This is a genomic window from Clostridium thermobutyricum (assembly GCF_000371465.1).
GTDB classification, from domain to species: Bacteria; Bacillota; Clostridia; order Clostridiales; family Clostridiaceae; genus Clostridium; species Clostridium thermobutyricum.
The window spans coordinates 1-5,513 of record NZ_KB850962.1; the positions used below are offsets into that span (position 1 = coordinate 1).

At 27.1% G+C, this 5,513-nt stretch carries 13 protein-coding genes and 1 pseudogene; all 14 read left to right on the plus strand.

Annotated features, from left to right (window positions below; translation table 11 throughout):
* Window positions 1-257 (plus strand): hypothetical protein (locus HMPREF1092_RS16235; RefSeq protein WP_002599789.1); only part of this gene is annotated, 257 nt, incomplete at its 5' end.
* Between the two features lie 59 nt (window positions 258-316).
* The gene (locus HMPREF1092_RS16240; RefSeq protein WP_207637648.1) at window positions 317-724 is read left to right on the plus strand and encodes a hypothetical protein; all 408 of its coding nucleotides are present in this window, start codon (window positions 317-319) and stop codon (window positions 722-724) included.
* A 2-nt stretch (window positions 725-726) separates the two neighbouring features.
* A complete protein-coding gene (locus HMPREF1092_RS16245; RefSeq protein WP_002599791.1) occupies window positions 727-912 on the plus strand; it encodes a hypothetical protein in 186 nt (61 codons plus the stop codon).
* 19 nt (window positions 913-931) lie between these two features.
* Window positions 932-1,090, plus strand: a complete 159-nt coding sequence (locus HMPREF1092_RS17380; protein ID WP_002599792.1) for a hypothetical protein — start codon at window positions 932-934, stop codon at window positions 1,088-1,090.
* A gap of 27 nt (window positions 1,091-1,117) precedes the next feature.
* The gene (locus tag HMPREF1092_RS17385; protein WP_002599793.1) at window positions 1,118-1,294 is read left to right on the plus strand and encodes a hypothetical protein; all 177 of its coding nucleotides are present in this window, start codon (window positions 1,118-1,120) and stop codon (window positions 1,292-1,294) included.
* Between the two features lie 33 nt (window positions 1,295-1,327).
* Window positions 1,328-1,513, plus strand: a complete 186-nt coding sequence (locus tag HMPREF1092_RS16250) for a hypothetical protein (RefSeq protein ID WP_002599794.1) — start codon at window positions 1,328-1,330, stop codon at window positions 1,511-1,513.
* Window positions 1,514-1,526: 13 nt separating this feature from the next.
* A complete protein-coding gene (locus HMPREF1092_RS16255; RefSeq protein WP_002599795.1) occupies window positions 1,527-1,796 on the plus strand; it encodes a hypothetical protein in 270 nt (89 codons plus the stop codon).
* Between the two features lie 38 nt (window positions 1,797-1,834).
* Window positions 1,835-2,017 carry a hypothetical protein gene (locus HMPREF1092_RS16260; protein WP_002599796.1) on the plus strand — a complete coding sequence of 61 codons (183 nt, stop codon included), beginning with the start codon at window positions 1,835-1,837 and terminating at the stop codon, window positions 2,015-2,017.
* 37 nt (window positions 2,018-2,054) lie between these two features.
* On the plus strand, window positions 2,055-2,207 hold the full coding sequence (locus HMPREF1092_RS17390; RefSeq protein WP_002599797.1) for a hypothetical protein: 153 nt from the start codon (window positions 2,055-2,057) through the stop codon (window positions 2,205-2,207).
* A gap of 343 nt (window positions 2,208-2,550) precedes the next feature.
* Window positions 2,551-2,703, plus strand: coding sequence for a hypothetical protein (locus HMPREF1092_RS17395; RefSeq protein ID WP_002599798.1), 153 nt, complete (start codon window positions 2,551-2,553; stop codon window positions 2,701-2,703).
* Between the two features lie 19 nt (window positions 2,704-2,722).
* Window positions 2,723-3,205, plus strand: a complete 483-nt coding sequence (locus HMPREF1092_RS16265) for a helix-turn-helix domain-containing protein (protein ID WP_002599799.1) — start codon at window positions 2,723-2,725, stop codon at window positions 3,203-3,205.
* Window positions 3,206-3,218: 13 nt separating this feature from the next.
* Window positions 3,219-4,016: a hypothetical protein gene (locus HMPREF1092_RS16270; protein WP_002599800.1), complete on the plus strand. Its 798-nt coding sequence runs from the start codon at window positions 3,219-3,221 to the stop codon at window positions 4,014-4,016.
* Window positions 4,017-4,044: 28 nt separating this feature from the next.
* Window positions 4,045-4,389: a MazG nucleotide pyrophosphohydrolase domain-containing protein gene (locus tag HMPREF1092_RS16275; protein WP_002599801.1), complete on the plus strand. Its 345-nt coding sequence runs from the start codon at window positions 4,045-4,047 to the stop codon at window positions 4,387-4,389.
* A gap of 67 nt (window positions 4,390-4,456) precedes the next feature.
* A pseudogene (locus HMPREF1092_RS16280) lies at window positions 4,457-5,513 on the plus strand (virulence-associated E family protein); the annotation flags it as partial.

Below are 5,513 nucleotides of genomic sequence, written 5' to 3' on the forward strand. Positions count from 1 at the left end.
CTGATAAAGAAATATTAGAGGAAAGAGAAATGGCAATTAAAAAAGCTAAGGCGATATTAAGAGAAGATGTTGAGGTATTAGATACATTCTTTGATTATTTTAAAGGCAATCCAAAACCTTTAAATTATCTTGCTAAATCAATTGATTTCCTAGCAGATGCAGATATAGCTTATTTTGCATCAGGTTGGCAAAATGCTAGAGGTTGTAGAATAGAACATCAATGTGCAGTAGGTTACGGAATACAATGTATATATTAATATAAATAAAACTTAGTATGAGGGTACTTTATATTCAAGTATTCTCATATGATATTCAAATGATAAAGGTGATATGTATGATTGAGTTTTTAAATTCTTATATAGACCAGGATAGAGAACCTAAAACCAACAGAATACTAGAAGAAAGATGTATAGCCAAAGATACTGGTAGGGTTATAGCAAGAGAAATAACAAGATATTATCCTAATTGCGATAGACTTATATTTTATGCTAAATATTCGCATGGGGTAGAAGTTTTAAAATTTTACAACAATTCAAATGAAAAAGCAATGAGAATTGAATTTATAAAAGATGAAAACGGATATAGGAAGGTACAAACTATATATGGATCTCAGTATAAAGTAGATGGAATAGATTCTGAGGGATATAAATTAATAAAGCAAATATTAAATAAGCTAAGTAATGATAAGTATATAGATTTTGAAAAAGTATATGGGGAGTTTTAAAAATGGAATTAAAATCAATAAATGATAATGTTACACAATTAAAATTATCAAATAAGAAAAATAAAGATATGATAGAACAATTAAAGTTTATAGGAGCAGTCCCAACAAAAGAAAGTAAATATTACACATACTTTGAGTTTAATGGTGATTTACCTACAACTGCTGATATGTTAGGCTTTAGAATTTAAAAATTAAGGAGATATAAAAATGAGTGATATAGAAAAAGCAATAGAGCTTTTAGAAAGTGAAGGTTACTTCGTGAGAAAGATTACAAAAAGACAATTAGCTGATTGTAAAAGATGTGAAGAAAAAGAATGGGAAGGAGAATGTGAGTGGTGTAGTTGCAGTATTTGTATTATGCAATAGTTTGAAAATGAGAAAGGATAAATTTAGATGTTTAATAAAAAAATAAAATTTGAAGTTCCTATATTATCTAAATGTGAAAAGTGTAAGAAAAAAAGTAGAGTTATTGATGTAGATATGACACACGATTTAGTACTAAGAGTTTTATATAAATGTGAAAAATGTAAGCATGAAACGTGCAAAACAAAAAGAATTGAATTTATTTAAGTTTAAATCTTTTTAAAAGTGAAGGGAGAAGTTATGAAAGATATATTTGATACTAAAGTAAACGTAGAACTTACACTTGGAGAATTAGAAAATATAATACTATGTTTAAGGGCTATAAATAAACATAATACGGGTAGCGTAAGAAGTAAATTAGAAGAAAAATTATCTAACTTATCAGTTGATGTAAAAATGGGACAATCTTTTGAAAATGCGAAGTAAAGGAGTGGTAATTATGTGTAAATTTTGTGATGATGAATTTCAAATAGAAACTGATTTAGATAATGAAAAACTATCAATTTATTTAGATAGCGACAATAAAATGTTTTTGAAAATTAGAGTATCTAACCCAGCAGGAAATATCATTAAACCTATAAAAATTAAGTATTGCCCATTTTGTGGTGAATATTTAAAGGACAAGAACTGTTATCGTTGTTATAACTATAATATCGGTGATGGAATAGATGATATAAGAAATTGCGTTGGGTGTAAGTACAATAATTAAAAATTCTTTGAAAATATGAAATGAATGGAGGAATAAATATGAAAACTGGATTAGCTTATATATGTGGAAATTTTGCAAGTAAAGGACAATGTGGAACATGTGAACATATGTTACTTGCTGGGTGTGTAACTGGCAACTGTGAGGTTGATGATTATAAAAAATGTGTAACTACTGATAAATGCTTTTGTGGAAAATATAAAGAAGGAACTCCACAAGAATAAGTTATATTACTTTGAAAATGCGAAATGAGGTGGAAAAATGAGCGATGTTATGCATAAAGAAACTATTGCTAATTACGGATTAAAAAAGTCAGAGCAGAGAGAGGGCAAGATATTTCTTATAGAACAAGAAAAGTGGAAGATAGTTCATATATGTAAGAACAAAGATTATAGAGTTATAGAAAAAATATAAGTTGAAAATAAAAGAAGTGGAGCCCAAAAGAAAATGGAAGAAAATTAAAAGATGATAAATAACGTTCGGAAATATAAAAATTTTATCCAGGTAAAAATTAATTATTCCAGGAAAAATTTTATGAAAGAATATATAAAATACGAACAATCGAGTTCGTAATCCAAATAAAATGTGAAAGGAGAAAATATGAGAATATAATTTGAAATAAAAAATATTCCAATTTGTCCTTATTGTTTAGGACAAGGTAAATTAAAAGCTATGCAGAGTGCGGTATATATAAATAAAAGTATAAGATCAAATGATACTTATATTAAATGTAAATATTGTAAAGGAACTGGGATAAATGAAAGAGATAGTCAATAAAACTGATAAATTTATAGTTTGTAGATATGGAAATGTATATAGAGTACATTTTTATGATGATAAAAGAAAAAAGGTTGATGAAGTAAAGAGCTTTATAACTAAAAGCTTTGATAAAGTTAAAAGATTTTTATAAAAAAAGGAGGAAAGATGATATGTCTAGAAAAACGGTATGGACAAAATCTAAAGTTAATAAACTTAGAGAAATGCTCGATGCTGGTATGGGAACTACAGCTATTGCAAAAAGACTAAAAGTTGGTATATCAAGTGTAAGTCAGAAAAAGCAACAATTAGGGTATTCGATTAGTTTTAAAGTAGTTTGGAGTAAAAAAGAAGATGATTTGCTTATAGAATATGTAAATGAAGGATTAGACGATACCACAATAGCAATAGAACTAGGAAGATCGGAAGAATCTATAATAAAAAGAAAAGAGTTTTTAGGTTGTTTAATACCAAACTGTACTAATTATTATGATACAACCTATAAATACATTATTTATCAATGTGAAAAGCAATTAAATATAAAAATGGCTTCAGTAGTTTTAGGATTATCAGAAAAAACTATTAAGAAAAGATTAGCAGAAGCTGAAAAGCTAGGATATATAAAAAGAACGGAATTAAAAGAATTATTAGCTTAAAAAGGAGTAGAAAATGGCTAATGCATTAGAAGTTAAAACAATGACAAGACAACAAAAAAGACAGCAGGAAAGGTTAGTTAAATGGGTTAATACTTTATCTAAAGATAAACAAGCGATTATTAATAGAGTAGTCGAAGAACGAATAAATAAGAATCTTAATAATAATCTTGGTAATTACATAGCTTCATTCATGGCAGCATTAGTATTAAAATTCGAAGACAGTATTAATATGAACGATATTCAGGAGATTGTAGTTTTAGCTAATACTTTAGATAAAGACAAATTCTATATGAAGTATGAAGGTGATGACTGGATGAAAAAATTAGATATAGACACAGAGCTGTTGAGAAAAGAAATGGAGAAAAAATTTAATAGTGGGATAACAAGTCAAAATTCTATGGTTAAAGAAATGCATAAGGATGAAAGATTTAAAAATATTGCTATAAAAGATATAGTAATTATTTTTAAAGAAATTAAAGATAAAGCAAAAGGAATTAAACTAAAAGAAATGCAAGAAACAGAAAAAGAAATTAATGAAAAAGTAGCTTATATATTGAGTGATGAAAAACCAAAAGGAAAAAAGAAAGTAGTAAAGATAGAAACAAAAGAAAAGGAGATAACAAAAATGAAAAATAGTGAAACTTTAAAAAATCAATTTGTGGAGTTTGCAAGAGAAAAAGAAAAAATAGAGGAAAGAAAAAAGGAGCTTGAAGAAGAAAAGAAAAAATTAGATGAAGAAGCAGCAAAAATAAATGTTAAATCTGATAAATTAGGACAAGCTATTGAGCTATTAGAAAGTATAGGAATGTAAATAAAACATATTATAGGAGAAAAATATAATGAAAAATTTTAATGATTCTATTAAATATATTTATGATTATTATGGTCCTGAAGTAGAAACTAAAAAATTTTATGAGGAATTGGAAGAACTAAGACAAGCAGTTAGAAATGATGATAGAGAAAATATAAAAGAAGAAATAGCAGATGTATATATAACAACAGTTCATATGATGAATAAATATAATATTTCAGAAGAAGAAATTCAAAGACTTATTGAGTTTAAAATAGGTCGCCAAAAACATAGAATGCTTACAGAAAAAATAGAAAAATTAAAAGGTAAATTAACAGATAAGAATAAATTAAAACTTAGAGTATATATAGAAAACCTAAAAAATAATAAGTAAAATAGCTCCTTTATGTGAAAGGAGGTGATTAATAAACAAATGAAAAAGAATAAAGGAGTGAAGTATTTTGAGAAAAATAAATGTAGCAATAGGAACAAACAGAAAAGATAAGAATTGGAAGAATACTAGTCTTACCTTTAAGGAATTTAAGGAGTATCTAAGAGAACCAACTAGAACAAATGAAACTGAAGCAGAATATAAAAAATTATCTAAATCAAAAAAAGATGAAATTAAAGATGTTGGTGGTTTTGTAGGTGGTCTTTTAAAAAATGGTAGGCGTAAAGCTGAAAACGTAGTTTCAAGATCACTATTAACTTTAGACTTAGATTATGCAGCATTTAATGTATTTGATTCTATAACATTTTTACATGACTATGAAATGTGTATGTATTCAACTCATAGTCATACTAAAGCTAAACCTAGATATAGACTTATAATTCCACTTGATAGAGATGTAAGTCCTGAAGAATATCAAGCTATAAGTAGAAAGTTTGCAGATTCTATAGGAATGGATCAATTTGATGATACTACTTATGAACCTTGCAGACTTATGTATTTTCCTTCTTGTAGTAAAGATGCAGAATTTATATTTAGAGAACAAACTGGACCATTATTATCAGCAGATAGCATACTTAAAGAATATGAGCCTTTAGGTTGGCAAGATGTTAGTTGTTGGCCTGAAAGTTCAAGGGTAAAAGCCAAAATGACAAAGGCCTTAGAAAAGCAAGAAGACCCATTAACTAAAGAGGGTATAATAGGTGCTTTTTGTAGAACTTATTCAATAAATGAAGCAATAGAAGAATTTTTAAGTGATGTTTATATTCAAGGAAAAGAAGATAGATATACTTATGCTGCTGGATCAACTAGTGGCGGATTAGTTATTTATGACGATAAATTCTCATATTCACATCATGGAACAGATCCTACAAGTGGATTATTATGTAATTCCTTTGACTTAGTTAGAATTCATAAATTTAGAGAGCTAGACGAAAACTCTAAAGATGATACACCAGTTAATAGATTACCTTCATTTACTAAAATGTGTGAATTTGCAGCAGCAGATAAAAATGTTTTAAAGCTTATGGGAGAAGAAAAAATTCAAAAAGCTAAAGAAGATTTTGGGG

Coding starts and splice junctions, on each gene's coding strand:
- HMPREF1092_RS16260 (WP_002599796.1), top strand. CDS start 1,835: ATGAAAACTGGATTAGCTTATATATGTGGAAATTTTGCAAGTAAAGGA.
- HMPREF1092_RS16250 (WP_002599794.1), top strand. CDS start 1,328: ATGAAAGATATATTTGATACTAAAGTAAACGTAGAACTTACACTTGGA.
- HMPREF1092_RS16255 (WP_002599795.1), top strand. CDS start 1,527: ATGTGTAAATTTTGTGATGATGAATTTCAAATAGAAACTGATTTAGAT.
- HMPREF1092_RS16265 (WP_002599799.1), top strand. CDS start 2,723: ATGTCTAGAAAAACGGTATGGACAAAATCTAAAGTTAATAAACTTAGA.
- HMPREF1092_RS16270 (WP_002599800.1), top strand. CDS start 3,219: ATGGCTAATGCATTAGAAGTTAAAACAATGACAAGACAACAAAAAAGA.
- HMPREF1092_RS16275 (WP_002599801.1), top strand. CDS start 4,045: ATGAAAAATTTTAATGATTCTATTAAATATATTTATGATTATTATGGT.
- HMPREF1092_RS17390 (WP_002599797.1), top strand. CDS start 2,055: ATGAGCGATGTTATGCATAAAGAAACTATTGCTAATTACGGATTAAAA.
- HMPREF1092_RS17380 (WP_002599792.1), top strand. CDS start 932: ATGAGTGATATAGAAAAAGCAATAGAGCTTTTAGAAAGTGAAGGTTAC.
- HMPREF1092_RS16245 (WP_002599791.1), top strand. CDS start 727: ATGGAATTAAAATCAATAAATGATAATGTTACACAATTAAAATTATCA.
- HMPREF1092_RS17385 (WP_002599793.1), top strand. CDS start 1,118: ATGTTTAATAAAAAAATAAAATTTGAAGTTCCTATATTATCTAAATGT.
- HMPREF1092_RS17395 (WP_002599798.1), top strand. CDS start 2,551: ATGAAAGAGATAGTCAATAAAACTGATAAATTTATAGTTTGTAGATAT.
- HMPREF1092_RS16240 (WP_207637648.1), top strand. CDS start 317: ATGATAAAGGTGATATGTATGATTGAGTTTTTAAATTCTTATATAGAC.